This window comes from Bradyrhizobium sp. (genome assembly GCF_035652035.1).
Lineage (GTDB): Bacteria > Pseudomonadota > Alphaproteobacteria > Rhizobiales > Xanthobacteraceae > Bradyrhizobium.
In genome coordinates this window covers 105,649-129,228 of record NZ_DASREO010000091.1, presented here as the reverse complement: position 1 = coordinate 129,228, position 23,580 = coordinate 105,649, and the positions used below count along the sequence as shown (strand labels likewise).

Below are 23,580 nucleotides of genomic sequence, written 5' to 3'. Positions count from 1 at the left end.
CGCGTTGAAAATTCAGGGATAACGGCCAAGAGCTGCGAAAAGCGCCGGCCCAAAACGCCTCAAGCCGGAGGGAGGGACGATTGGACCAGACGTTGGAGGTGCGCTCCGTTTCGCTACGCTTTGGCGGCGTGCGCGCGCTGACCGACGTCAGTTTTGCCGTCAAGCCGGGCGAACTGTTCTCGATCATCGGCCCCAACGGCGCCGGCAAGACCTCGATTGTCAACTGCATCTCCGGCCGCTACCGGCCGACCGAAGGCAAGCTGTTCTACCGCGGCCAGGACATCACAGCGCTCAACCCGAACGCGCGGCCACGGCTTGGCATCGGCCGCACCTTCCAGAATCTGGCGCTGTTCCACCACATGAGCGTGCTCGACAACATCATGGTCGGGCGGCATCACCTGCTGAAGAACAATTTTCTCACGGGTTCGCTGTACTGGCTCACTGGCGCACGGCGTGAGGAGCTGGAACATCGCCGCAAGGTCGAGGAGATCATCGACTTCCTCGATTTGCAGTCGGTGCGCAAGGCGACCGCCGGCACGTTGCCTTACGGTCTGCGCAAGCGCGTCGAGCTCGCCCGCGCCATGGCGCTGGAGCCAAAACTCATCCTGCTTGACGAGCCGATGGCCGGCATGAACTTCGAGGAAAAGGAGGACATGGCGCGCTACATCGTCGACCTCAACGAAGAGTTCGGCATGACCGTGATGATGATCGAGCACGACATGGGTGTGGTGATGGACATCTCCCACCGCGTCATGGTGCTCGATTTCGGCCGCAAGATCGCGGAAGGCGATCCCGCCACTGTCCTCGCCGATCCCCACGTCAAGCGCGCCTATCTCGGCGAAGAGGACGAGGTGCTGGTCGATCCCGACGAAGTCCCCGCCCCTGCTCCTGCGGAGAGCGCGGCATGATGGATTACGCGGGGCGCGTGCGAGAGGCCGACACCTACCCGAAACTGCTGCGGCTCAATGCCCGCGAATTCGGCGAGCAGATCGCGCTGCGCGAAAAGGATCTCGGCCTCTGGAAACTCTTCACCTGGAACGACTACCACGCCCGCGTAAAGGATTTCACGCTCGGCCTGGTCGAACTTGGCCTAAAGCGTGGCGACGTCGTCAGTATCATCGGCGACAACCGGCCGGACTGGGTCGCGGCCGAAATCGCAACCCATGCCATCGGGGGCCTGAGCCTCGGGCTCTACCGTGACGTGCTCGACGAGGAAGCCGCCTATCTCCTCAACTACGGCGAAGCGAAGCTTGTCTTTGCCGAGGACGAAGAGCAGGTCGACAAGGTCCTGGGGCTCGCCGACCGTGCGTCCTCACTCAAATATATCGTCTATTCCGATCCGCGAGGTCTGCGGAAGTATAGAGATCCGCGCCTGATGTCAGCCGAGCAGCTCGCAGCCCGCGGCCGCGAGCGCGCCGCGCGGGAGCCCGCCCTCTACGACAGCCTTGTCGATGCGACGCGCGGCGAGGACGTCGCGATCCTCTGCACCACATCGGGCACGACCTCTCACCCGAAGCTCGCGATGCTCGCCGCAGGCCGCGTGCTGAGCCACTGCGCGACTTATCTTGCCTTCGACCCGAAGGGACCGGACGACGAATATGTCTCGGTGCTGCCGCTGCCGTGGATCATGGAACAGGTCTACGTGCTCGGCAAAGGTCTGCTCTGCCGGATGAAGGTCAACTTCGTCGAAGAGCCCGAGACCATGATGAACGATCTGCGCGAGATCGCGCCGACGTTCGTGCTGTTCGCGCCGCGCGTCTGGGAGGCGATCGCCGCCGATGTGCGCGCGCGGGTGATGGATGCATCAGCGCTCAAGCAAGGGCTCTACGACCTCGGCATGAAGGCCGGCCTTGCGGCGCTCGCCGGGGGCCATCACTCGGTCATCGCCGAAACGCTGCTGTTCCGCGCGTTGCGTGACCGGCTCGGCTTTAGCCGCCTGCGCTCGGCCGCGACCGGTGGCGCGGCGCTCGGCCCCGACACGTTCAAGTTCTTCCGCGCCATGGGCGTGCCGCTGCGCACGCTCTACGGCCAGACCGAGACACTCGGCGCCTACACGCTGCATCCCGAAGACGCGGTCGATCCCGATACTACGGGGGTTGCGATGGCGGAGAGCGTCGAAATCAGGATCGACAACCCCGATATTCATGGCGTCGGCGAGATCGTGATCCGCCATCCCAACATGTTCCTCGGCTATTACAAGAATCCGGAAGCCTCTTCAGCCGACATGCGAGACGGCTGGCTGCTCTCCGGCGACGCCGGCTACTTCAACGACAAAAAGCATCTCGTCGTCATCGACCGCATCAAGGACCTCGCCGAGACCTCGCGCGGCGAACGCTTCTCGCCGCAATATCTCGAGAACAAGCTGAAATTCTCGCCCTATATCGCCGAAGCCGTCGTGCTCGGCGCCGGTCGCGAACAGCTTGCAGCGATGCTCTGTATCCGGTTCTCGATCGTCTCGAAATGGGCGGAGAAGAACCGGATCGCGTTCACGACCTATACCGACCTGTCCGCGCGAGCAGAGATCTATGCCCTGCTGCAAAAGGAAGTCGAAGCGGTCAACGCCACGCTGCCGCCGGCGCAGCGCATCTCGCGCTTTCTTTTGCTCTATAAAGAGCTCGATGCCGACGACGGCGAGCTGACGCGCACCCGAAAGGTCCGCCGCGGCGTCATCAACGAAAAATATGCCGACATCATCGAATCCATCTATGGCGGACGCAGCGACATCCCGGTCGACACCGTGATCCGCTTCCAGGATGGCACCACCCAGCGCATCCGCACCACGCTGAAGGTAATCGATCTCGCGCCCAACGCGCCGCTTGCGGAGGCCGCGGAATGATGAACACCCGTATACTCCTGCCGTCATGGCCGGGCTCGTCCCGGCCATCCACGTCTTCGTTTCGATCACACGGCAAGGCGTGGATGCCCGGATCAAGCCCGGGCATGACGAAGGAAAAAGGGTCAATCGGAGTTACGATACCCCTCACCCGCCCTCGCTTCGCTCGGGCACCCTCTCCCGCAAGGGGAGAGGGTAAGCAGCGCGCCGCATATTCGACCGTCGTGCGCGAGCTTGCAGCGGCGGCAGTTGTTGCGCCCTCTCCCCTTGTGGGAGAGGGCAGCTCCGTCGGTCGACCGGCATTCGCTTCGGTGAGGGGGCCCCTCGCCGCGAGTGCAGCTGGAAATAACCCCTCACCCGGCTTCGCCTTGCGAAGCCACCCTCTCCCACAAGGGGAGAGGGTTGGCAGCGTCCAAGCGGGGAAAGGCGAAGAGTAGAAGAACCCATGAACACCGCGTTCCTGATCCAGCTCCTGGTCAATGGCCTCGTGGTCGGCACGCTCTATGGCGTGGTCGCGATGTCGTTCGTGCTGATCTACAAGGCGACGCAAGTTGTGAACTTCGCGCAAGGCGAACTGCTCTTGGTCGGCGCATGGGTGTGCTGGGCGCTGCTCACCAAATACGACGTGCCGTTCTGGATCGGCATGCCGCTCACGCTCGTCTTCATGTTCGCGTTCGGCATCGCGATCCAGGTCGTGATCTTAAGGCCAATGATCGGTGAGCCGATCATTTCGGTGATCATGGTCACGATCGGACTCTCGACTGTGTTCGACGCCGCGCTGAAATGGATTTTTGGCGTCAACCCGCAGCCGTTCCCTCGGGTCTTCACCAGCGAGTCGATCAATCTTTTCGGCCTGCAAATCCAATCCGTCTATGTCATGAGCCTTGCGGTGTCGCTTGCGATGATGATCGGCATGGCCTGGTTCTTCCGCGCCTCCAAATATGGCCTCGCGATGCGCGCAACCGCCTTCAACCAGCAGGTCGCGCAATCGCTCGGCATCTCCGTGAAAAACGTGTTCGCGATGGCCTGGGCGATCTCGGCCACAGTCTCGGCGGTCGCGGGCGTGGTCGTTGCCGTCGTCAACGGCGTCTCGTCGGGGCTTGCCGCCTACGGCATCAAGGTCTTTCCCGCGGCGATCCTCGGTGGGCTCGATTCGATCGGCGGCGCAGTGTTAGGGGGCGTCATCATCGGGCTACTCGAAAACGTCGCGCAATATGTCGACAGCGAATATCTGCACTGGGGCAATCTCTACGAGATTGCGCCGTTTTACGTGCTGATCATCATCTTGATGATCAAGCCATACGGCCTGTTCGGCACCAAAGACATCGAGCGGGTGTAATCAAAGATGGCAAGCCCCTCCCTCATTCCCTCCGGCGACTTCCGCACCTCCTACGCGGCGGACACCACGATCTTCCCGACGGCAATGAGCCGCAACTTTGCGATGCTCGGCATCATTCTCGCCTGCTTCGTGCCTTACCTGCTTTCCAACTACTGGCTCTCGATCTCGATCCAGATCGGCATCTTTGCGATTGCAGCGCTCGGACTCAACATCCTCGTCGGCTTCACGGGGCAGATCTCGATCGGCCACGCCGCGTTCTTCCTGTTCGGCGCCTTTACGTCGGCCTATCTCTCCAACAATTTGCCAATTCCGGTCTTCTTCGCGATTCCGCTCGCCGGTGTCGTCACTGCATTGGTCGGACTTGTTTTCGGCGTTCCGGCGGCGCGGCTGAAAGGGCTTTACCTCGTCATCGCCACGCTCGCGGCGCAATATATCCTGCTCGACTTCTTCTCACGCGCGGAATGGTTTTCCGGCGGCTCAGTCCCGGCGAGCGCCAATCCGTTCTCGATCTTCGGCTATGCGTTTCGCGGCGACCGGCAATATTTCTACGTCGTGCTGGCCTATCTCGTGGTGAGCTTTCTCCTTGTCACCAACCTGATGCGCACGCGCGATGGCCGCGCGCTGGTCGCGATCCGCGACCATTATCTTTCCGCCGAGATCATGGGCATCAACCTGACGAAGTACCGCACCTTGTCCTTCGGCCTTGCTGCGTTCTTTGCCGGCATCGCAGGCGCACTCTATGCGCATTATCAGCTCGTGATCTCGCAGGAAGGCTTTGGCATCGAACGCTCGATCCTGTTCCTGGCGATGATCATCATCGGCGGCACCGGCTCGGTGATGGGCACGCTGATGGGCACGGCATTCGTCGTGCTGCTACCGGAATCGATGGAGTGGATCAGCACCAACCTGAAGGGTTCGGCAATCGACCACGCGCTTTCGCTCAACAACAACATCACGTTCCTGCGCGAGATCACGGTCGGGCTGATCATCATCGGATTTCTGATGTTCGAACCCGACGGGCTCGCGCATCGCTGGCGGCAAATCAAGACCTACTGGAAACTTTACCCGTTCTCGCATTGAGGTTCGCAAGGGCGGGACTAAAATAAAGCTCAAACGAATAACCGGAGGAGACACCATGACGTTGAAATCTCTACTCGGCACCGTTTCGCTCGCCGTGATGCTTGGCGGCGCTGCGTCTGCAGCGCAGGCCCAGATCGCAATCGGCCATCTCGAAGACCTCTCGGGCGGCACATCCGACGTCGGCACGCCCTACGGGCAGGCCGTCAAGGATACCTTCGCCTGGGTCAACAAGAATGGCGGCGTCGGAGGCAAGCAGCTCAATGTCGACAGCAACGATTACGGCTATCAGGTGCCGCGCGCGATCGCGCTCTACAAGAAATGGTCGGCGCCCGACAGCAAGGTCGCCGCGATCATGGGCTGGGGCACCGCGGATACCGAGGCGCTGACCGGTTTCGTTGCGCAGGACAAGATTCCCGACATGTCGGGCTCCTATGCGGCGGCGCTCAGCGATCCCGAAGGCACCAGCGGCAAGGCCAAGGCCGCGCCCTATAATTTCTTCTACGGTCCGACCTATTCGGACTCGCTGCGCGCGATGCTGATGTGGGCGGCCGAGGACTGGAAAGCCAAGGGCAAGGCCGGCAAGCCGAAGTTCGTCCACATGGGCGCCAATCACCCCTACCCCAATGCGCCGAAGGCGGCCGGCGAAGCGCTCGCGACCGAACTCGGCTTCGAGGTATTGCCGCCGCTGGTGTTCGCGCTCACGCCCGGCGATTACAGCGCGCAGTGCCTTAGTCTGAAGAGCTCCGGCGCCAACTACGCCTATCTCGGCAACACGGCTGCTTCCAACATTTCCGTGATGAAGGCCTGCAAGACCGCCGGCGTCGACGTGCAGTTCCTCGGCAATGTCTGGGGCATGGACGAGAACGGCGCCAAGACCGCCGGTGACGCCGCCGACGGCATCGTCTTCCCCTTGCGCACGGCGGTCGCCTGGGGCGGCAATGCGCCTGGCATGAAGACCGTGATGGAAATCTCGAAGATGAGCGATCCCACCGGCAAGGTCTATCGTCCGGTGCATTACATCGCCGCGGTCTGCTCGGCGATGTACATGAAGGAAGCGCTGGACTGGGCCGCCAAGAATGGCGGCGCCACCGGCGAGAACGTCGCCAAGGGCTTCTATCAGAAGAAGGACTGGGTGCCCGCCGGGATGGAAGGCGTGTGCAATCCCTCGACCTGGACCGACAAGGACCATCGCGGCACCATGAAGGTCGACCTCTATCGCGCCAGGATTTCCGGTCCGACCGACGGCGACATCAACGACGTGATGGCCAAGGGCACGATCAAGCTCGAGAAGGTGAAGACCGTCGAACTGCCCCGCAAGGCCGACTGGTTCGGGTGGTGAGTTCGCGTCACTGACGTCATGGCCGGGCATAGCCGCTCGAAGAACGGCGTCGCTTCCGCTAGCCTATGTCCCGGCCATCCACGTCTGATCTTTCTCCGCATAAGACATGGATGCCCGGCACAAGGCCGGGCATGATGAGCCGATGGAGCTTCGCCAATGACCCAGATCGTTGAAGCAACACACCCAGCGCCGGCCACCACCACCTCCCCCCTCCTCGCCGTGCGCAACATCGAGGTGGTGTATGACGACGTGATCCTGGTGCTGCGAGGCCTCAGCCTCGACGTGCCGAAGGGATCGATCGTGGCGCTGCTCGGCGCCAACGGCGCTGGCAAATCGACCACGCTGAAAGCGATCTCCGGCCTGCTCAAGACCGAAGACGGCGAAGTGACGCGCGGCGAAATTCTGTTCGACGGCGAGCGCATCGACGGCATCGATCCGGAAAAGATTGTCCGCCGCGGCATCTTTCAGGTGATGGAGGGCCGGCGCATCGTCGCCGACATGACCTCGCTGGAAAACCTGCGGTTAGGGGCTTTCACCCGCAGCGACAACGAGGTCGCCGCCGACATCGACATGGTGTTCAACTACTTCCCGCGCCTGAGGGAGCGCACGGGGCTGGCCGGTTATCTCTCCGGCGGGGAACAACAGATGCTCGCGATCGGCCGCGCGCTGATGGCCCGTCCCAAGATGATCCTGATGGACGAGCCGTCGATGGGCCTGTCGCCGCTCTTGGTGAAGGAAGTGTTTGCCATCATCAAGGCCATCAATCGCGACCTCGGCGTCACGATCCTGCTGGTCGAGCAAAATGCGCGCGCCGCCCTTTCGGTCGCAAGCCACGGCTACATCATGGAGCAAGGCAAGGTGGTGCTCGATGGCAGCGCCGACGAGTTGCGCGACAACGAAGATGTGAAGGAATTCTATCTCGGCGGCGCCGGCGATCAGCGCAAAAGCTTTAAAAATCTGAAAAGTTTTAAACGTCGCAAGCGATGGTTGTGAAGAAACATTTGCTGTCATTCCCGAGCACCCAAGGCGTGACCTCGGAATGACGTGCAAGGGACCGTTAAAATGACCGAGCACTACGACTGGAAAGAAACCCGCGATCACGCGATGCGCGAGGCTGACCTGTTTTCACAGCTGCCTGACGTGTTGCGGCGAGCCATGGAAGCGCCCGGCTATGCCGAACGTCTCCGCGGCGTCGACCCTGACCAGATCACCAGCCGGTCGGCGCTCGCAACACTGCCGGTCCTGCGCAAATCCGACCTGCCCGCGCTCCACAAGACCGCGCTGCCTTTCGGCGGGTTCGTGACCAGGCCGCCCGGCAGCTTCGGGCGCCTTTTCACCTCGCCCGGACCGATTTTCGAACCGGAAGCTGCGCAGGTCGACCCCTGGCGCGGCGCCCGTGTGCTGTTTGCGGCCGGCTTTCGTCCGGGCGACGTGATCCTGAACACCTTCAGCTATCATCTGACGCCCGGCGGCTTCATGTTCGACACGGCGGCGCAAGCACTCGGCTGCGCGGTGATCCCCGCAGGTCCCGGCAATACCGAAGCGCAGTTCGAGCTGATCGAGGCCTATCGTCCGGTCGGCTATTGCGGCACGCCCGACTTTTTGAAGATCCTGATCGATGCGGCGATTGCCGCGGACCGCGACGTCTCCTCGATCAAGCGCGCGATCGTCTCCGGTGCTGCGTTTCCGCCGTCGCTGCAAAAGGAGTTCAAGTCGCACGGCATCGAGGCCTATCAGGCGTTCGGCACCGCCGATCTCGGCATGATCGCGTATGATACTTCGGCGCGCGACGGCATGGTGGTGGGCGAGGACATCATCCTGGAAATCGTCAAGCCGGGGACCGGCGAGCCGGTGACCGAAGGCGAAGTCGGCGAGATCGTCGTGACCACGCTCGATCCGGATCATGCCTGGATCAGACTTGCGATTGGCGACCTCACCGCGGCGCTACCGGGCGAGAGCCCGTGCGGACGGACCAACCTGCGCATCAAGGGATGGATGGGCCGCGCCGATCAAACAACCAAAGTGAAGGGCATGTTCGTTCGTCCCGAGCAGATCGCGGAAATCGGCAAACGCCATCGCGACCTCGGACGGCTACGGCTCGTCGTCCGGCGCGACAACGAACAGGATTTGATGGTCCTGAAATGCGAATGCGCCTCGCCAGCCGAAGCGCTGCGCGAGGCGGTCACATCCACGCTGCGGGCAGTCACGAATCTTGGCGGCAGCGTCGAGCTGGTGTCGCCCGCCAGCCTGCCGAATGACGGCAAAGTGATCGCAGACGAGCGGAATTAAAGAGGGCCGCCGAAAAGAATGGACTGGGCCCGCGAGGGTCTCTTATAGTCCGCCGCCAAATCCTTTCCAATCGTCATTTCAAGGGGACGAGATGGGTGCAGTGACTTTCCTGAAGCGCATGGCCGGTCTTGATCGGCAAGAGGCTCCGGGGTCAGGGACGTTCGATCACGCCAAGGCTCAGGAATATGAATGGCGCAACAATGCCGTGGTGATACGCGATCACTTTCCGGAGGTCTATTCCGCGGTCGAAGCGGATCGCGCCGCAGGCGGACTCTGGTACCGGGCGGAGCACCAGTTTTTCGAGGGAGACGAAGCTCTCTATGCCGATTTCGTTGCGCGTGTTCGGGATCGGAAGTGCCTTGAAGTTGGATCCGGCCCTTTTGGATTTTTACCTCCATTGAGCTGGATCAAGAATCGCATCGTGATTGAGCCTCTTGCAGACAAGTACCGCGCTGCCCAGCTGGAGCAACTGGGCAAGACGTTCTTTACCGATGATCTGAAAGTCTATGCGACCAATGCGGAGGCCCTGCTGCCAGAGCTCGTCGCGACGATCGATGGCGCTATCATTTGCCGTAATGCGCTCGATCATTGCGAGGATGCGTTGACGATTCTCCACAACTTGTCTCGCTACGCGAAAGCCGGCTGCTATTTTCTGCTGTGGACCGACATCTGGCACCTCGACGGCCATGACGACGGACATCACAATATCACCAAATCTCCTGAAATATTGGACGCATTGCTATCCGGCCTCGGCTTCGACGTCATCAAGAACATCAAGCCAGTGCGGGAAAGCGGCTATCTCGAGTACGGGTGCGTTGCCCTCAAGCGCTAGTTGATCGCAACGGTTCGCGACCGTTCAGGCGCGATGGCGGTCCAGATTCGCCGGCGCCGATCTCTACCAACAAAAAACTCCCGCCGATGATCGGCGGGAGCCTGTTGTTTGCTTGCGCTCTGTTAGTTTCTCAGCAGTTCAAAATAGGCGCGGCTGTAAGGATGTATGTCGGCCGACGATGGCATGAGCCAGTCGACTTTGGTGTGCTGGCCATCGATCGCGATGGCGGGCCGCTCGCCAAGGGGTAACACGTAGGCGAGCACGCAATAGTGAGTGCTGAAACCTGCGTCCCCGAAGCAGTTCGTCGAATAGAGATGCTCGTACACGCCGCCAAACCGGCTTTCGGACAGGCTCTTGACCAGTCCCGTCTCGGTTCTGACGATTCTGCCAAAGGCATCCGCTATTCTTTCGTCCTTTCGAATGCGTCCGCCGGGAACGAACCACGTTCCTTTTGCGGGCTCGTTCTCACGCCAGCCCATCAGAATGGCCCCTGACGGGTCTGTTATCACGAGATCGATGGAGACAAGCGGCGTGTTCCTCACAACGTCTCGAAAAACGGAATCCGAAAGCGACATGGCCAGCGGCTGCCGTCAGGCCTTGCGATACTCGCGAAACCATTTCGAGAATCGCGCAATGCCGTCCTCGATGGTCGTCGATGGCTTGAATCCGACGTCCCGGGCAAGGTCGTCGACATCGGCATAGGTCGCCGGCACGTCGCCCGGCTGCATCGGCAGGATTTCCTTGATCGCAGGCCGCCCGAACTCCTTCTCAAGCAGCGCGACCACATGCATCAACTCCTCAGGACGGTTGTTGCCGATGTTGTAGATTTTCCAGGGCGCGCTGCTTGAGGCGGGATCGGGATCGGCGCCGGTCCACGTCGGGTTGCCTTGTGGCGGACGATCGATCAGGCGCGCGATCGCTTCGACGACATCGTCGACGTAGGTGAAATCGCGCCGCATGTTGCCGGCATTGAACAGCCTGATCGGCTTTCCTTCCACGATGGCCTTGGCGAAAATGAACATCGCCATGTCCGGCCGGCCCCAGGGGCCGTACACCGTGAAGAAGCGAAGTCCCGTGGCTGGAATTCGATAGAGATGGCTGTAGGCATGCGCCATCAGCTCGTTCGCCTTTTTCGATGCGGCGTAAAGGCTGATCGGGTGATCGACGTTGTCGTTCACCGAAAACGGCAGTTTCGTATTGGCGCCATAAACCGATGAGGACGAAGCAAACACGAGATGCTTGCAACCGTGATGCCGGCATCCCTCGAGCACGTTCAGAAAACCTTCGATATTGGCGTCGGTATAGGCGTGCGGGTTTTCCAGCGAATAGCGCACGCCGGCCTGGGCTGCGAGGTGAACGACGACAGGAAACCGGTGCTGCGCGAACAGCGCTTTTGTCGCTGCGCGATCGGCGAGATCGGATTTCACGAAGGTGAAGTTGCGCTCGCGCTTCAGGATTTCGACGCGCGCTTCCTTGAGCGCGGGATCATAGTAGTCGTTGACGCTGTCGAGGCCGACGACCGCGCGGCCTGACGACAGCAGGCGCTGGGCAACATGAAAGCCGATGAAGCCAGCCGCGCCCGTCACCAGAATTGCATCGTCTGTCATGGCTTCACCGGTTCTCTATAGCCGCCACAGCTCGATACCGGCAGGCTTTGAAGTTCGATCGAGCTTCATTTTCACGTCGAAAACAAGTCCGGAGCCGCCGGCCAACAGCCGCTTGATCAGCGGCCAGCCACCTTCGATATAGCTGCCGTGCGCGACCGCCAAAATGACCGCGTCCGCTGGCCGCAATTGATTGAACTCGGTGATGGTCAGGCCGTATTCGTGCTTTGCATCGGCAGGGCTCGCCAGCGGGTCGTGCACCTGCACTTCGATGCTGAAGGATTCCAGTTCGCGGACGATATCGACGACGCGGGAGTTTCGCGTATCGGGAACATCTTCCTTGAAGGTGAGGCCGAGAACGGTGACGATGCCTCCCGCCCCTTTTTTCCGTAGCAGGCCGCGGATGCATTCCTTTGCCACGCGCTGGCCCATGCCGTCATTGATGCGGCGGCCGGCAAGGATCACTTCAGGGTGGTAACCGGCCTTCTCAGCGCGGAAGGTGAGGTAATACGGATCGACCCCGATGCAGTGACCTCCGACGAGGCCGGGCTGAAACGGCAGGAAATTCCATTTCGTCCGCGCGGCGGCGAGCACGTCGCCTGTGTCAATCTCGAGCGCCTGGAAGATCAGCGACAATTCGTTCATGAACGCGATGTTGAGATCGCGCTGGGTGTTCTCGATCACCTTGGCCGCTTCTGCGACCCTGATCGAAGGCGCGCGATGGATGCCGGCCTTCACGACGGCGCCATAGGTATCGGCGACGATATCGAGCGTTTCCGCGTTCTGCGCCGAAACCACCTTCGTAATCGTCTCCAATCGATGTAGCTTGTCGCCGGGATTGATGCGCTCGGGCGAGTAGCCGACGTGAAAGTCGGTGCCGGCTTTAAGTCCTGAACACTGCTCCAGGATCGGCGCGCATTCCTCCTCGACCGCGCCGGGATAGACGGTCGATTCATAGACGACGATATCGCCCTTCTTGAGCGACGCGCCCGCCAGGCGGGATGCCTCGAACATCGCGTGCATATCAGGCCGCCGCGCCTCGTCGATGGGAGTCGGGACCGTAACGATGAAGAAATCGCTAGTACGAAGACTTGCCGCGTCGCTAGTGAACTTTAGAGAGGGATACGCAAGATCGGCCGCCTCCACTTCGCGGGTGCGATCGTGGCCACCCTCAAGCTCGCCGACCCGCGAAGGGTCGATATCGAAGCCGGTGACCGCAAAGCCTTCGCGCGCAAAAGCGACGGCCACGGGCAGTCCGACATAGCCTAGTCCGATGACTGCGATTTTTCGTCGGGGTGCTGTCAATGGAAATTCCTGACTTTGCCTTTGTTTAGCGGACGCTCGGCGGATCGCAAGGGTGAACGGCCGACATCATTAACCCGATGTCAGCCGCCGCAATTCAGCCCTGTACACGCGTCACTTCGCGCACCATTCGTCATGCCAGGTCTGGGCCATCAGCACATTCCAAAGCCAGGAGCCGTGATTGCGCCGGCCACTCATATGCTCGGCCATTCTGCTCGCCAGCCGGCCGGCATTGAACAGATTCTGCGCCTTTAACCTCGGTGGTGACAACAGATCGCCGGCCCAGGACCTGAGCGGGCCCCGCAGCCAGTCGTCGATCGGAATGCCGAATCCGGTCTTTGGGCGGTCGACGAGATCTTGAGGGACATGCTGATCGAGCACCTGCCTGACCAGCCATTTGCCGCGGCCGTCGCGGACCTTCATGCCGGGCGGAATTCTGGCGGCGAATTCGACCACATCCTTGTCAAGAAATGGCACGCGGGTTTCAAGCGCGACCGTCATTGCCGCCCGATCGACCTTCTGCAGGATATCGTCGGTCAGATAGCTCAAGGCGTCGGCTAGCGTCATGCGATCGAGCGGATCAAGTTCTATCTTCACGCCATTCATTTCCCCGGCCGACCAGTTGCCGCTCTCTGCTCCGTTCACGATCGTCTGCGCGGGATCGTCATCGATCGAGCAAAGCTCGCGATACATATCGTCAAGCGAGGCCGAGCCGACGATGCGCGCCATCTTCGCCAGCTGATCGCCCGCGCGCCGTACCCTGAATCGCGCCGGCAATAGCGGCTCCGCCAGCCGCGCGATCGTGCCGGCGGACTCCGGCGATACCGACCGCAGAAACATCGCCAGCATCCGCCGCAACATCATCGGCATTGCGCCAAATCGTCTGTTCAGGCCGTCAGCCCAGACGTGGCGGTTATAGCCACCGAATAACTCGTCTCCCGCATCGCCCGACAGCGCGACCGTGACATGCTGCCGCGCGAGCGACGATACAAGATGGGTCGGGATCTGCGAAGAGTCGGCGAACGGCTCGTCATACATCGTCGGCAGCTTCGGAATGACATTTCGCGCCGTTTCCGGATCGACGTAGAGTTCAGTATGCAAGGTGCCGAGATGCGCGGCAACCTTTCGCGCCTCCGTCGCCTCATCGAAGGCGTCTTCGTTGAAACCGATGGTGAAGGTGCGAACCGGCTGGCTGGCCTGGGCCTGCATCAGCGCGACGATGGTGGAAGAATCGATGCCGCCGGACAGAAATGCTCCGAGCGGCACATCGGACAGGCATTGCCGTTTGATCGCGATCGACAGCAGCCGCTGCAATTCGGCGATCGCCTCCCCCTCGTCCGTGATGCGCCTGGCCTGCGCGGCAACCACCGTCTCGCGCAGTGACCAGTAGGGCTTTGGCGCCGGCATGTGGCCTGTGGCGACGCCAGCGCGGAAGTCGACATAAGATGCGGGAGGAAGCTTTCGAATGCCGCTCCAGATGCTGGACGGCGCGGGCACATAAGAATAGCGCATGAACGACGTCAGCGCGTTGCGATCGAGCGACGGCGACCACTCCGGGTGCCTTGCCAGCGCCTTTAATTCGGATGCGAAGACGAGATCTCCGCCGCTCCAGCCATAGAACAGCGGCTTCTCGCCAAAGCGATCGCGGGCGAGCGTCAGCGTCCTTTCGCGTTCGTCCCACAGCGCCAGCGCGAACATCCCGGAAAGGCGTTGCAGCGCCGCTTCCACGCCCCAGTGTCTGATGGCGCAGAGCAAGGTTTCGGTATCGGAATGCCCGCGCCAGGTCGGCGCGGCGCCGGCGGCTTCCAGTTCGTCCCTGATATCGAGATGATTGTAGATTTCGCCGTTGAAGGTCACCGTGAAGCGGCCGCAATCGCTGTGCATCGGCTGGCTACCGGCTTGCGACAGATCAAGCACGGACAGACGGCGATGACCGAATGCGAGGCCCGCGGGAGCGTTGGTCCAGTAACCGTCAGCGTCCGGACCCCGATAGGCCAGTGCGTCCGTCATGGACCTGGCGACGGCGACAAGCCGGCCTTCCTCGCCCCCGCCCGGCCGCAACAGACCAGCGATGCCGCACACTAACCGGCGCTCCTTTTCAGGCCGCGCGAAGGTGACGCGAGCTCTTCTCTTAGCTGCCGCCACCGCAGCTCAATGGACGCTGACACTGGCTTGAGGCGCTTCGACTGCATGTGCTGGTTGAGCCCAAATCCGAGGGTCGCGACGTCGGCGACACCTTTCGCCGCGTGGATGGCGACCCCGACGAGTGCCGGCATCAACTCACCCGTCGCCATGCCATGGCGCCAGATCGAACTTGCAAACGTCATCCGCCCCGGAAGAAGTTTCTTGAGCGCCAGGTGATCCTGCCGATAACCCAACAGAACGCTATCCAACCCTGCCAGCCTGCTGTGACGAAAGCTCTTCAAGAGCAGATCCTGATCTTCGGCATAGCGGAGCCTGGAATTGTAGGGATTGTTGCGGAACCAGGCCGCGCGCCCGCACCAGCTCGGATGCGGCAGCGAAAAACCCACAAAGGGCCGCGCCACGATGTCCTGATGATGGAGCCCGACCGGCATCTCGCCCACGAGTTCGCCGCCACTTCTGAAGACCACAGCGCCACAGCCCAGAAGATCAAGCTTTCGATCCTCACGCAAGCGATCGACCTGCCGTGCCAACCGCTCCGGAAAGCAGATGTCGTCGGCATCCATCCGCGCGATGAACTCGCCCCTCGCGAGCGCGACCGCCTGATTGAGACGCGCCGCAAGGCCGGCGGAGGTGGATTCACGGACGAGACGAATGCGCGGGTCGCCAAATCCTTCAACGATTGCGGCACCATCATCGAAAGAGCCGTCGTCGATGACGATCATTTCCCAATCGCGAAGGCTTTGCAGTAGAACCGAGCACACCGCGACGCCGACCGTCGAGGCGCTGTTGCGCATCGACATGATGACGGACACGAGCGGCTGGCCCACGGAGATCACGCGAAAGCCCTGACCCGGGACAAGTTACCTCGCCGCCAGCAACGTCATTCCCGGCAGCCCGAGCCCTGACTTGACGAGGTGGAAGCGCGACGGGAATTTCCCGACGATTTCATCGATCGCCCGTGACGGTCCGACATTGTAATTCGATTCCGCGGACTGAAAGAAGGTGTCATGCGCCAGCGCGCTCGCATCCGGCACCGTCGAAAAGATCTGACTGAGCTCATCACGAACCGATTCATAGGCGTGGTCGCCGTCGACAAAGAACAGCGGCCGCTTGGGACGCCCGAGCTTCTGCCACTGCGCTAACGCGACCTCAACACCGTTGCCGCGGTGTAGATGGACCCCGGTGAGCCCCTTCACCAACCGGCCATGCTCCTCGCCGGGGTGCTCGACATGATCGGCATCCGGCGGCAGGTCAACCGAATGAATGGTGTAACCCAGCTTGAATGCCCTGCTGCATTCGTAAAAGATCCGAGCAGATGCGCCGATATGCGTGCCCCAGTCGAACACTATCGAAGGCTTGAGCCGGCACGCTGCGGCTGTCATCAGCAAGAGCTCGTTCAATGGATAGGGATGCGTGCCCACCACGGGCACGATCTTTTCCATCAAGAAGCGCGAAAGGATCCAAAGATCAACCTCGAACTCGGACGCCGCGGGATTGCGAACCGGATCGGGCCACCCTCCCGCGAACTGCTGTGTCCTGCCTCGGATTTTACGAGCGATCGATCGAACTGTTGCTAGCGGCACAGTGTTGCTCCTGTTGAAACTTCTTTCGCCGCGTTGCGGGCGACGATCAAACCAAAACCCAGCCGGGAGGATAAAGGTCGGCCGTGTTGGTCTTCTTCAATTCAACCGGCGCGAACCATGCTCGCGGCGCGATGACAATCTTCTCAGACGACGAATTGAGCCAGGCCCCCCACCAGCTGAAGGAACTGTTGGCAATGACGTGATGCTTGCATCGCGTCATCAGCGCCATGTCTTCCCAGGGCCGCTCCGGATCACCGCGAACATGGGTGAGACGCTCTTTCGGCACGAAATTCAGCACCTGCTCGGCGGCCTCGGCATCGTCAGAAAAGATCAACAGCTCGGCGTCGCGGCCGGTAACGCTTTCGAGGCGTTCGAGCCCCTGCCGATAATACGGCTCACCGAGAATTCCATGGACTTCGTGGGTGCCTGACTTGAGATAGTCACCACGACGGATGTGGATCGAGACCGGCAGGCGACTCGCTTCGATCTGCCGGAGCATGTCCGCGGCAGCGCCGCTCAACGGCTCACGAACAGCAAGCCAGTCGCGCAGACGTCCGGCGATCGAAGAGAAGTAGCGCTCGCTCTGGAAATAGCCAAACAATGCCATTTGCGATCCCAGCGCTTCGAACGCCGGATCATAGTGGAAATGCGGCTCTCGATATTCGCTTCGTGAGGTTGCAAGCTTCGGCAGACCGGCTTTCCCAAGCAACCGGTCGAACCGCGTCTTCCATCTGGCGCGCGAAAAATTTTCTTTTGGCCTCTCGACGCCGTGGCACTGTGCCGAAGCGACGGCTTCCGGGACAGCTAAGCGATCGAGCAGGAACGGCCGCGGCGTATTTCGAGGATCACTGGCTCTGAAACCACTGAGATCAAGCACGAGGGGGACGCCATGACGCTCGGCCAGCGCTTTGCCGGCCGCATACTGGAACATCTGGTTTCCCAGACCGCCCATCAGCGATACCGTGATCACTGCAGAACCTGCCCGGACATCAGGCCCGTCGAAGCTCCGCGACCGCGGCCCGGACCCCGGCGTCCAGTCCAGTCGAAGGCTGCCAACCGAGCTCGGATCGAAGCAGATCGGGCGATCCGACCAGCCACGGCTCGTCATCCTTGCGCATGCCGAGCGCGCCGAAACCGAGCAGAGCGGCATCCGCACCCATCGCTCGTGCAACAGCCTCTGCAAATTCGCGCACCGAGTGGCCCTCGCCCGTGGCGACGTTCCAGGTCGCGATCCCGCCCTTCTCGCGGGCGTGCGCATCGGCACGCAACATCGCCTCGATCACATCATCGACATGGACGAAGTCGAGCACCTGCGTGCCTGACGAGATCGCCACACGCTCGCGCTTGCTCAAGCCGGTCACCAGCGCCGGCAGAAGCCGGTGCGGCGCCTCGCCGGCGCCATAGACCTTGAAGAGGCGCAGCAGGCGAAAGCTGGCGCCGCTGTTGTGGGCAGTAGCGCTCGCCATCAAGCCGCCGGCCGCCTTGGACGAACCGTAGAGCTTGCGCATCTCCAGCGCAGACTCTTCCGTGACCAGGTTTTGCGACGTTGGGCTTCGATATTCCGAGAAGGTACCCGCCATCACCATGCGCGCGCGCCATTCGCTGCAGAGCTGCGCGAGGACCGCCGGCAGTTCGACATTGATCCGCAGCGTCGCGCCGACGTCACGGTGATCGGGTTTCACGCCATAGGCCGCCAGATGAAAGACGGCATCGAACGGCGTATCCACGAGCCGCCGCAAATTGCCGTCGCTGAAATCATCGCATGCGATAACGCGAACGCGAGGGCCCCACTCCGCCGGAAGCACACTTGAGGGTCGCACCAGCGCGGATACACGCCTGCCCTCGGACAGCAGACGGGCGACGAGACGGGTACCGATGAATCCGGAGGCACCGGTGACCAGCGCGTTAGCGGGCGACATGATTGCGGATGGCTTGCCGGTATTGCTCGATTTGCTCGGCGGTGATCTGCGCCGCCGCCTCAGGACTTGCGGCAAATTCCCGATACCAGTTTGCCGTCAGTTCGACGGTGCCCGCAAATGACAATGGCGGCGCCCAGCCGAGCAGTGTTCTGGCCTTTGTACTATCGAGATGCAGAAAGCGCGTCTCGGGGAAACTTCCTGCGGCGTAGGTAATGTCCGGCCTGGTCCAGACCGCGGAAAGCCGCTCGACCAGATCGCCGACGGTGCGGGCAGCCTCGTCGCCGGGACCGAAATTCCAGTTGTCGGCCGCAGCGCGATCTCCACCGAGCAGGCGCGCCGCCAGCACCAGATAACCATGGACAAGCGCCATCACATGCTGCCAGGGGCGGACGGCGGCTGGATTGCGCAAGTTGAGCGGCAGGCCGGCCGTCACCGCACGAACGAAATCCGGCACGATCCGGTCGGCGGACCAGTCGCCGCCGCCGATGATGTTGCCGCCGCGCGCATTCGCAATCAGCACGCCGTTGCCGCGCTCGGCCAGCGTCGCGCGATAGGAGGCTGCGACCATTTCGGCGCAGGCTTTGGAGGCGCTGTAGGGATCCTTGCCACCGAGCGGATCCTGCTCGCGATAGCCCCACACCCAATCCTGATCGCGATACACCTTGTCGGTAGTGATACAGACGACCGCCTTCACGCCGGGCGTGAGCCGCGCCGCCTCGAGCACGTGAGCGGTGCCGAGCGCATTGGTGGCGAAGGTTTGAAGCGGATCGTCAAAGGATTTCGAGACCAGCGGCTGCGCGGCAAGGTGAATGATGACGGACGGACGATGCCGCTCGATCGCACGGCGGACGGTCGTAAAATCCCTGATATCTCCAATGGTGGATGCAATGCCGTCGGCAATATCGGCGGCGGCGAACAGGCTGGGCTCGGTGCCAGGCGCCAGCGCAAGGCCCGCAACGTCGCAACCGATTCGCTTGAGCCAGCTGACGAGCCAGCCGCCGGTGAAACCCGTATGTCCGGTCACGAAGATGCGCTCGCTTTTCAGCGGCGCCTCGAAGTCGAGCAGGTGAGAATCTGTCGTCATCAGGCGTAAAGCCTCATCATACAATCGGGAAGACTCGCAGCCTTTATCGATCCATGGACGAACATTGTCATCCTCCGGCCGTGACTTCTGCCGGTTCTGAAATCATGGGCGACATCACCGTTTCTCCCCGCAGAACGCGTTCATAGGACCGGGCGATCTCGGCCCAGGTGAAACGTTCTTGCCAGGCGCGGCGGCCTGCCTCGCCAAGCTTGTGCAAATAGTCCTTAGAGTGAACGGCCTTCTCCATCTCCCGCGCGAGCACCGCCGGCGCTACCTTTGTGTAGCCGCGTTCGTCAACCTCTGCAGGACATATCCAGCCGCCGCCGGTCCAGCGCACGATCTCCCGAGAGTTGCCGACGGGTACCGTGAGAAACGGGGTTCCGGCAGCCGCCGCCTCAAACAACACGAGCGGCGAGTATTCGACCTTGGAGGCGAAGACAAACAAATCCGCCTCGAAGAAGGCGTCCACGACCTTCTCGCGCGGCAGATCAAGACGAAGCACGGTCTTTGGAGCCGACGGAGCCGGAACTGAGACTCTCGAAGCGGAAGCCACGACGGCGGCACCTTGCGTGGCAGCGGTGGCGACGCTCGAAGGCTTTGCCAATCGGGTCCGTTCGTCCGGCGGCTTCGGAAATAGGCGGCTTATGATTCCTCTGACGCCAAGCTCACGGAATAACTCAATGGCCCGCCGGGAATTCAAGTTCGCAAGCCGCTGCAAGATGTGGTGGAAATATGCGACCGAGAGCCTTTTCGGCGGCCAGTTGCCGTTGAGGATCAGCGTCGCGCCTTGGGCTCCAAAATCAACCTGCCTAAAAGCCTGCTCAACAGTTTCGTGACCCTTGGCGTTGATCGGCGAACCCACAGTCAGGAAGATCAGATCGTCCACGGGAATGCCGAATTCGTTTCGAAGGCGCCCTTCCCTCTGTCTGTTGCGTCCAAACTCGACCTCGCTGGCGCCATTGGGGACGATCGAGAACGCAGTGATGCCGTTGGCCTTTGCAAAATCGATGTCGCGGTAATTCTCGGCGTAAAAGATGAGATGATCGAACTTGCGCAAGATATTCGGCAGCTGACGGAAATAGTCCTTGAACGAAGGTTCGTAAAAGCTTGAAAAGCCGCACGGCACGAAAACCTTCCGCGCCTTGATCTGATCGAGCACCGGCCAGACCGCATCGAAGCTCCATTGCTGCGCAGCCTTGATCAGGATCGCATCGCCGTCAAATTCGGTGATGAACTTGCGGTAGCGATCAACCTCGCCGCGAATGCCCGTCACCAGATTTCCGCTGATGTCGAATGAGTGAATACGGACGCCGTTGTGAACGTCGGTCCTGCGATCGGGGTGACTACGCGCCGCCACACTGACATCATGACCGGCGGCCGCCATCCGTTCGGCGATCTGGCGCACGACTTCCTGCACGCCTCCCCTATGCGGCCAATAGCTCTCGCAACAGAAGAGAAGCTTCATCGATGGTCCCTTGACGCGGCCGGCTTCAGGCGATGCATACGTCCGCGAATGGCCCGCGCCGTGCGCCACACCCACTCGTAAGCGGGTTGACGAAGCATCAAGCGGCGCTGCGCCTGCACGATCCTTTGCTCCAGTTCGGGACCGGGCCTGCCGCCGCCGATTCTGCGCCCCGCCTCGGCGATCACGGCCAGCATGGCTTCGCGATCCGGCCGTTGCGAAACGCGCGTCTTCGCACCATGAATGAGCGCGGCAATGTCCATGTGGACCTGCTGCGGCGCCGGCGCTCCGGCCTGATAGGCGAGGTTTTCGGATGAGATGGTGACGAGCTTTTCCAGAAATGGCTGAAGACCCTCACGCGACATGCTGGAGGGAACCTCCCGGTAGACCGTCAATCGCTCTGGAAGATTGGCCACCCGATGGTGCCGGGAAATGCGCGACCACAGTTCATAATCTTCGGGCGGATGTCGCGCCGGATCGGTGGCATAGCCTCCGACGCGGTCGAGCGCGGACTTTCTGATCATCACCGATGAATGCACGAACGGATTGTTGAAGAGAAGGTCGAACTGCAGGATTTCATTTTCGGTCGGATGGTCGTGAAACCGGCCGCTCGGCGTATCGCCGATCCATATCTCGGCGCGCGTGCCGACCAGACCGTGTTCGGGGTTGGCGTCGAGAAATTCAACCTGCTTTGCGATGCGGGTCAGATCGGCGAGATCATCATGATCCTGCCTTGCGACATAGCGCCCTCGTGCCAGCGAAATGCCGCGGTTGAGCGCCGCCGCCAGACCTTTGTCCTCCTGGTGAAAGACGCGGACCCGCGGGTCCGCGATCCCGTCGAGAAACGCGCGCGTACCATCCGTCGAGCCGTTATTGATGGCTATTAGTTCGAAATCGGCAAACGACTGCTTCAGGATCGTGTCAAGCGCCACGGGCAGGTCTGAGCCACCGTTGCGCACGGAGAGCACGACGCTGACGGTTGGACTCGAACTCATCGCGAAGCCCAGCCTCTACGCTGACGGCAACTGGTCAATGACGGCTCACGCCCAGACGCGCCATGGCGCCCGGCCCGACTGCCAGAGATTCTCAAGATGCATCTTGTCGCGCAGTGTATCCATCGGCTGCCAGAAACCGGAATGGCGATAGGCGGCGAGCTCGGACTCATGCGCCAGCGCTTCGAGCGGTGCAGCTTCCCAGGAAGTCTGGTCGCCTTCGATGTGATCAATGGCCGGTGGATTGAGCACAAAAAATCCGCCGTTGATAAGCGCATTGTCGCCGGGCGGCTTTTCGACAAACGACCGCACGATGGCGCCATCGAGCTCCAGGGCACCGTAGCGTCCGGGCGGGCGGACCGCCGCGACCGTGGCGAGCTTGCCGTGGCTGCGATGAAACGCGATTGAGGCCGTGATGTCGATGTCCGATAGTCCGTCGCCATAGGTAAAGCAAAATGGTTCGCTAGGATCGAGATAGTTGCGCACGCGTTTGAGCCGGCCGCCGGTCAGCGTCGCTTCGCCGGTATCGACCAATGTAATGGTCCACGGCTCGGCATAACTTTGGTGATAGGTGATGCTGTTCTTGGCGGCATCGATCGTGACGTCGGAATGGTGCAGCACGAAATTCATGAAGTATTCTTTGATCATGTAGCCCTTGTAGCCAAGGCAGATCACGAAATCCTTCAAACCGTGATGCGCGTAGATCTTCATGATGTGCCAGAGAATCGGGCGCCCTCCGATTTCGATCATCGGCTTCGGTCGCACGACACTCTCCTCAGAGATGCGAGTACCCATGCCTCCGGCAAGAATAACGACCTTCACGACCTCACCTGCACTTGTTCAAGGGGTTAAGCATTCGCCTGCTCCGCTGGCCTCTTGCGAAACCAGAAGCAGCCGCAACCATAGGATTCCGCCTGAACGCGCGCGGGTGGCGGCGCCACGATCAGCCCACTCTCTCCGCGTTCCTCGATAAGTGCGAACTCCACGAGCTCGAGCGGCCCGAAGTAGCTTGCGAACGCCTCGTGATCGTAAATTCGGTGGGCGTTGAACGCTACCCGCGGCCGTCCGACCGGCGTCGCCACCAGAAGATTTCCTCCGGGCGCGAGAACGCGGACGAGTTCCTTGATTGCTTTCAGGTCGCCGTCAGGGTCGAGCGGATCACCGTAACGGCCAAGACCGATATGTTCGATCACATGCATGCACGACAACGACACGATGCCGCCGTCTGCGAACGGCAATTGCGTCAGGTCTGCAGCGCCGGTGTAAAGCCCGTTCAGAACGAGCGGGGCGGGACGAAAATCATAGAACTCGACCGGTATGAATGCGGAAACGACGGCGCAGAAATTGACGATGGAAGAAATGTCGACATGCTTGACCGGCCGCGTTTTCGCGAGCACTCGGGCCGCCCAGGCCGGATGATAGGTATAATGCCGGTCGATCGGGGTGACGGTGGCGCGGTCGGACAGCTGAGGGTTGATATCGGCTGAATTCACGGAGAGCCGCGGCGCGCTGCCGGCCATTGCGGCAAACTGCTCGAACTCATGGTGAAAGACGCGAAGCGCATCCTTGCGTTGCTGGCTCGTCAGGAAGGACACGACCTCGTCCTTGTGCTCCAGAGCCCATTCGAGCCAATGGCGGTCGGCGAGCACACGCCTCAGGTATCGCCTGCGGCGGAACACATCCACCAGCAGACGAAGGTCGCTCGGCCCCTTGCCGAGGGAAGCGTCGTTGGACTGAGCGGGCAGATCCATCACAGCTTTACATCCGCACCCGGCGA

Annotated in this window: 21 protein-coding genes; 8 read left to right on the top strand and 13 right to left on the bottom strand. The window is 61.4% G+C overall.

The genetic code is table 11. The features are described from left to right. The first annotated feature begins 80 nt into the window (after nucleotides 1–80). The 8 genes from VFB05_RS24495 (at nucleotide 81) to VFB05_RS24460 (ending at nucleotide 9,712) form a co-directional block, all read left to right on the top strand. Nucleotides 81–908, top strand: coding sequence for an ABC transporter ATP-binding protein (locus VFB05_RS24495; RefSeq protein ID WP_325017129.1), 828 nt, complete (start codon nucleotides 81–83; stop codon nucleotides 906–908). Next, the gene (locus VFB05_RS24490; protein ID WP_325017127.1) at nucleotides 905–2,836 is read left to right on the top strand and encodes a long-chain fatty acid--CoA ligase; all 1,932 of its coding nucleotides are present in this window, start codon (nucleotides 905–907) and stop codon (nucleotides 2,834–2,836) included. Before VFB05_RS24495 ends, VFB05_RS24490 begins: the two co-directional genes overlap by 4 nt. 442 nt (nucleotides 2,837–3,278) lie before the next feature. After that, nucleotides 3,279–4,172 carry a branched-chain amino acid ABC transporter permease gene (locus tag VFB05_RS24485; RefSeq protein ID WP_325017125.1) on the top strand — a complete coding sequence of 298 codons (894 nt, stop codon included), beginning with the start codon at nucleotides 3,279–3,281 and terminating at the stop codon, nucleotides 4,170–4,172. Nucleotides 4,173–4,178: 6 nt separating this feature from the next. Beyond that, nucleotides 4,179–5,252 (top strand): branched-chain amino acid ABC transporter permease, encoded by a 1,074-nt coding sequence (locus VFB05_RS24480; RefSeq protein WP_325017122.1) that lies wholly within the window; start codon nucleotides 4,179–4,181, stop codon nucleotides 5,250–5,252. Between the two features lie 55 nt (nucleotides 5,253–5,307). Further along, nucleotides 5,308–6,591: an ABC transporter substrate-binding protein gene (locus tag VFB05_RS24475; RefSeq protein WP_325017120.1), complete on the top strand. Its 1,284-nt coding sequence runs from the start codon at nucleotides 5,308–5,310 to the stop codon at nucleotides 6,589–6,591. A 156-nt stretch (nucleotides 6,592–6,747) separates the two neighbouring features. After that, entirely contained in the window at nucleotides 6,748–7,584 is an 837-nt protein-coding gene (locus VFB05_RS24470) for an ABC transporter ATP-binding protein (protein ID WP_325017118.1), read from the top strand. Nucleotides 7,585–7,653: 69 nt separating this feature from the next. Further along, a complete protein-coding gene (locus VFB05_RS24465; RefSeq protein WP_325017116.1) occupies nucleotides 7,654–8,880 on the top strand; it encodes a phenylacetate--CoA ligase family protein in 1,227 nt (408 codons plus the stop codon). Between the two features lie 91 nt (nucleotides 8,881–8,971). Further along, on the top strand, nucleotides 8,972–9,712 hold the full coding sequence (locus VFB05_RS24460; RefSeq protein ID WP_325017114.1) for a hypothetical protein: 741 nt from the start codon (nucleotides 8,972–8,974) through the stop codon (nucleotides 9,710–9,712). A 122-nt stretch (nucleotides 9,713–9,834) separates the two neighbouring features. On the opposite strand, the gene VFB05_RS24455 is transcribed toward VFB05_RS24460, so the two are convergent. The 13 genes from VFB05_RS24455 to VFB05_RS24395 all read right to left on the bottom strand — a co-directional run bounded on the left by VFB05_RS24455 (nucleotide 9,835) and on the right by VFB05_RS24395 (nucleotide 23,554). Further along, nucleotides 9,835–10,287: a GDP-mannose mannosyl hydrolase gene (locus VFB05_RS24455; protein WP_325017112.1), complete on the bottom strand. Its 453-nt coding sequence runs from the start codon at nucleotides 10,285–10,287 to the stop codon at nucleotides 9,835–9,837. A 15-nt stretch (nucleotides 10,288–10,302) separates the two neighbouring features. After that, on the bottom strand, nucleotides 10,303–11,319 hold the full coding sequence (locus VFB05_RS24450) for an NAD-dependent epimerase (RefSeq protein ID WP_325017110.1): 1,017 nt from the start codon (nucleotides 11,317–11,319) through the stop codon (nucleotides 10,303–10,305). Between the two features lie 15 nt (nucleotides 11,320–11,334). Beyond that, nucleotides 11,335–12,621: a nucleotide sugar dehydrogenase gene (locus VFB05_RS24445; RefSeq protein ID WP_325017108.1), complete on the bottom strand. Its 1,287-nt coding sequence runs from the start codon at nucleotides 12,619–12,621 to the stop codon at nucleotides 11,335–11,337. A gap of 111 nt (nucleotides 12,622–12,732) precedes the next feature. Then, complete coding sequence (asnB, locus tag VFB05_RS24440; RefSeq protein WP_325017106.1) at nucleotides 12,733–14,700, bottom strand: asparagine synthase (glutamine-hydrolyzing); 1,968 nt, start codon at nucleotides 14,698–14,700, stop codon at nucleotides 12,733–12,735. Beyond that, nucleotides 14,700–15,590, bottom strand: coding sequence for a glycosyltransferase family A protein (locus VFB05_RS24435; RefSeq protein WP_325017104.1), 891 nt, complete (start codon nucleotides 15,588–15,590; stop codon nucleotides 14,700–14,702). Before VFB05_RS24435 ends, asnB begins: the two co-directional genes overlap by 1 nt. Nucleotides 15,591–15,623: 33 nt before the next feature. Further along, the gene (locus VFB05_RS24430) at nucleotides 15,624–16,205 is read right to left on the bottom strand and encodes a class I SAM-dependent methyltransferase (protein ID WP_325017102.1); all 582 of its coding nucleotides are present in this window, start codon (nucleotides 16,203–16,205) and stop codon (nucleotides 15,624–15,626) included. A gap of 187 nt (nucleotides 16,206–16,392) precedes the next feature. Further along, nucleotides 16,393–17,316: an alpha-1,2-fucosyltransferase gene (locus tag VFB05_RS24425; RefSeq protein WP_325017100.1), complete on the bottom strand. Its 924-nt coding sequence runs from the start codon at nucleotides 17,314–17,316 to the stop codon at nucleotides 16,393–16,395. Nucleotides 17,317–17,335: 19 nt separating this feature from the next. Further along, nucleotides 17,336–18,265, bottom strand: a complete 930-nt coding sequence (locus VFB05_RS24420; RefSeq protein ID WP_325017098.1) for an NAD(P)-dependent oxidoreductase — start codon at nucleotides 18,263–18,265, stop codon at nucleotides 17,336–17,338. After that, nucleotides 18,252–19,349, bottom strand: coding sequence for a CDP-glucose 4,6-dehydratase (gene rfbG, locus VFB05_RS24415; protein ID WP_325017096.1), 1,098 nt, complete (start codon nucleotides 19,347–19,349; stop codon nucleotides 18,252–18,254). Before rfbG ends, VFB05_RS24420 begins: the two co-directional genes overlap by 14 nt. Nucleotides 19,350–19,416: 67 nt before the next feature. Continuing rightward, on the bottom strand, nucleotides 19,417–20,814 hold the full coding sequence (locus tag VFB05_RS24410) for a glycosyltransferase family 4 protein (RefSeq protein WP_325017094.1): 1,398 nt from the start codon (nucleotides 20,812–20,814) through the stop codon (nucleotides 19,417–19,419). Continuing rightward, nucleotides 20,811–21,806 (bottom strand): glycosyltransferase family 2 protein, encoded by a 996-nt coding sequence (locus VFB05_RS24405; protein ID WP_325017092.1) that lies wholly within the window; start codon nucleotides 21,804–21,806, stop codon nucleotides 20,811–20,813. The genes VFB05_RS24410 and VFB05_RS24405 overlap by 4 nt, the downstream gene beginning before the upstream one ends. Before the next feature lie 45 nt (nucleotides 21,807–21,851). Then, nucleotides 21,852–22,625, bottom strand: a complete 774-nt coding sequence (gene rfbF, locus VFB05_RS24400) for a glucose-1-phosphate cytidylyltransferase (protein ID WP_325017090.1) — start codon at nucleotides 22,623–22,625, stop codon at nucleotides 21,852–21,854. Between the two features lie 26 nt (nucleotides 22,626–22,651). Next, nucleotides 22,652–23,554: a DUF268 domain-containing protein gene (locus VFB05_RS24395; protein ID WP_325017088.1), complete on the bottom strand. Its 903-nt coding sequence runs from the start codon at nucleotides 23,552–23,554 to the stop codon at nucleotides 22,652–22,654. Nucleotides 23,555–23,580 lie beyond the last annotated feature (26 nt).

Bases quoted from the DNA above. Each gene is read 5' to 3' on its own strand.
- VFB05_RS24490 (WP_325017127.1), top strand. From the start codon at position 905: ATGATGGATTACGCGGGGCGCGTGCGAGAGGCCGACACCTACCCGAAA.
- VFB05_RS24485 (WP_325017125.1), top strand. From the start codon at position 3,279: ATGAACACCGCGTTCCTGATCCAGCTCCTGGTCAATGGCCTCGTGGTC.
- VFB05_RS24480 (WP_325017122.1), top strand. From the start codon at position 4,179: ATGGCAAGCCCCTCCCTCATTCCCTCCGGCGACTTCCGCACCTCCTAC.
- VFB05_RS24475 (WP_325017120.1), top strand. From the start codon at position 5,308: ATGACGTTGAAATCTCTACTCGGCACCGTTTCGCTCGCCGTGATGCTT.
- VFB05_RS24470 (WP_325017118.1), top strand. From the start codon at position 6,748: ATGACCCAGATCGTTGAAGCAACACACCCAGCGCCGGCCACCACCACC.
- VFB05_RS24465 (WP_325017116.1), top strand. From the start codon at position 7,654: ATGACCGAGCACTACGACTGGAAAGAAACCCGCGATCACGCGATGCGC.
- VFB05_RS24460 (WP_325017114.1), top strand. From the start codon at position 8,972: ATGGGTGCAGTGACTTTCCTGAAGCGCATGGCCGGTCTTGATCGGCAA.
- VFB05_RS24455 (WP_325017112.1), bottom strand. From the start codon at position 10,287: ATGTCGCTTTCGGATTCCGTTTTTCGAGACGTTGTGAGGAACACGCCG.
- VFB05_RS24450 (WP_325017110.1), bottom strand. From the start codon at position 11,319: ATGACAGACGATGCAATTCTGGTGACGGGCGCGGCTGGCTTCATCGGC.
- VFB05_RS24430 (WP_325017102.1), bottom strand. From the start codon at position 16,205: ATGGAAAAGATCGTGCCCGTGGTGGGCACGCATCCCTATCCATTGAAC.
- VFB05_RS24420 (WP_325017098.1), bottom strand. From the start codon at position 18,265: ATGTCGCCCGCTAACGCGCTGGTCACCGGTGCCTCCGGATTCATCGGT.
- rfbG (WP_325017096.1), bottom strand. From the start codon at position 19,349: ATGACGACAGATTCTCACCTGCTCGACTTCGAGGCGCCGCTGAAAAGC.
- VFB05_RS24410 (WP_325017094.1), bottom strand. From the start codon at position 20,814: ATGAAGCTTCTCTTCTGTTGCGAGAGCTATTGGCCGCATAGGGGAGGC.
- VFB05_RS24405 (WP_325017092.1), bottom strand. From the start codon at position 21,806: ATGAGTTCGAGTCCAACCGTCAGCGTCGTGCTCTCCGTGCGCAACGGT.
- VFB05_RS24395 (WP_325017088.1), bottom strand. From the start codon at position 23,554: ATGGATCTGCCCGCTCAGTCCAACGACGCTTCCCTCGGCAAGGGGCCG.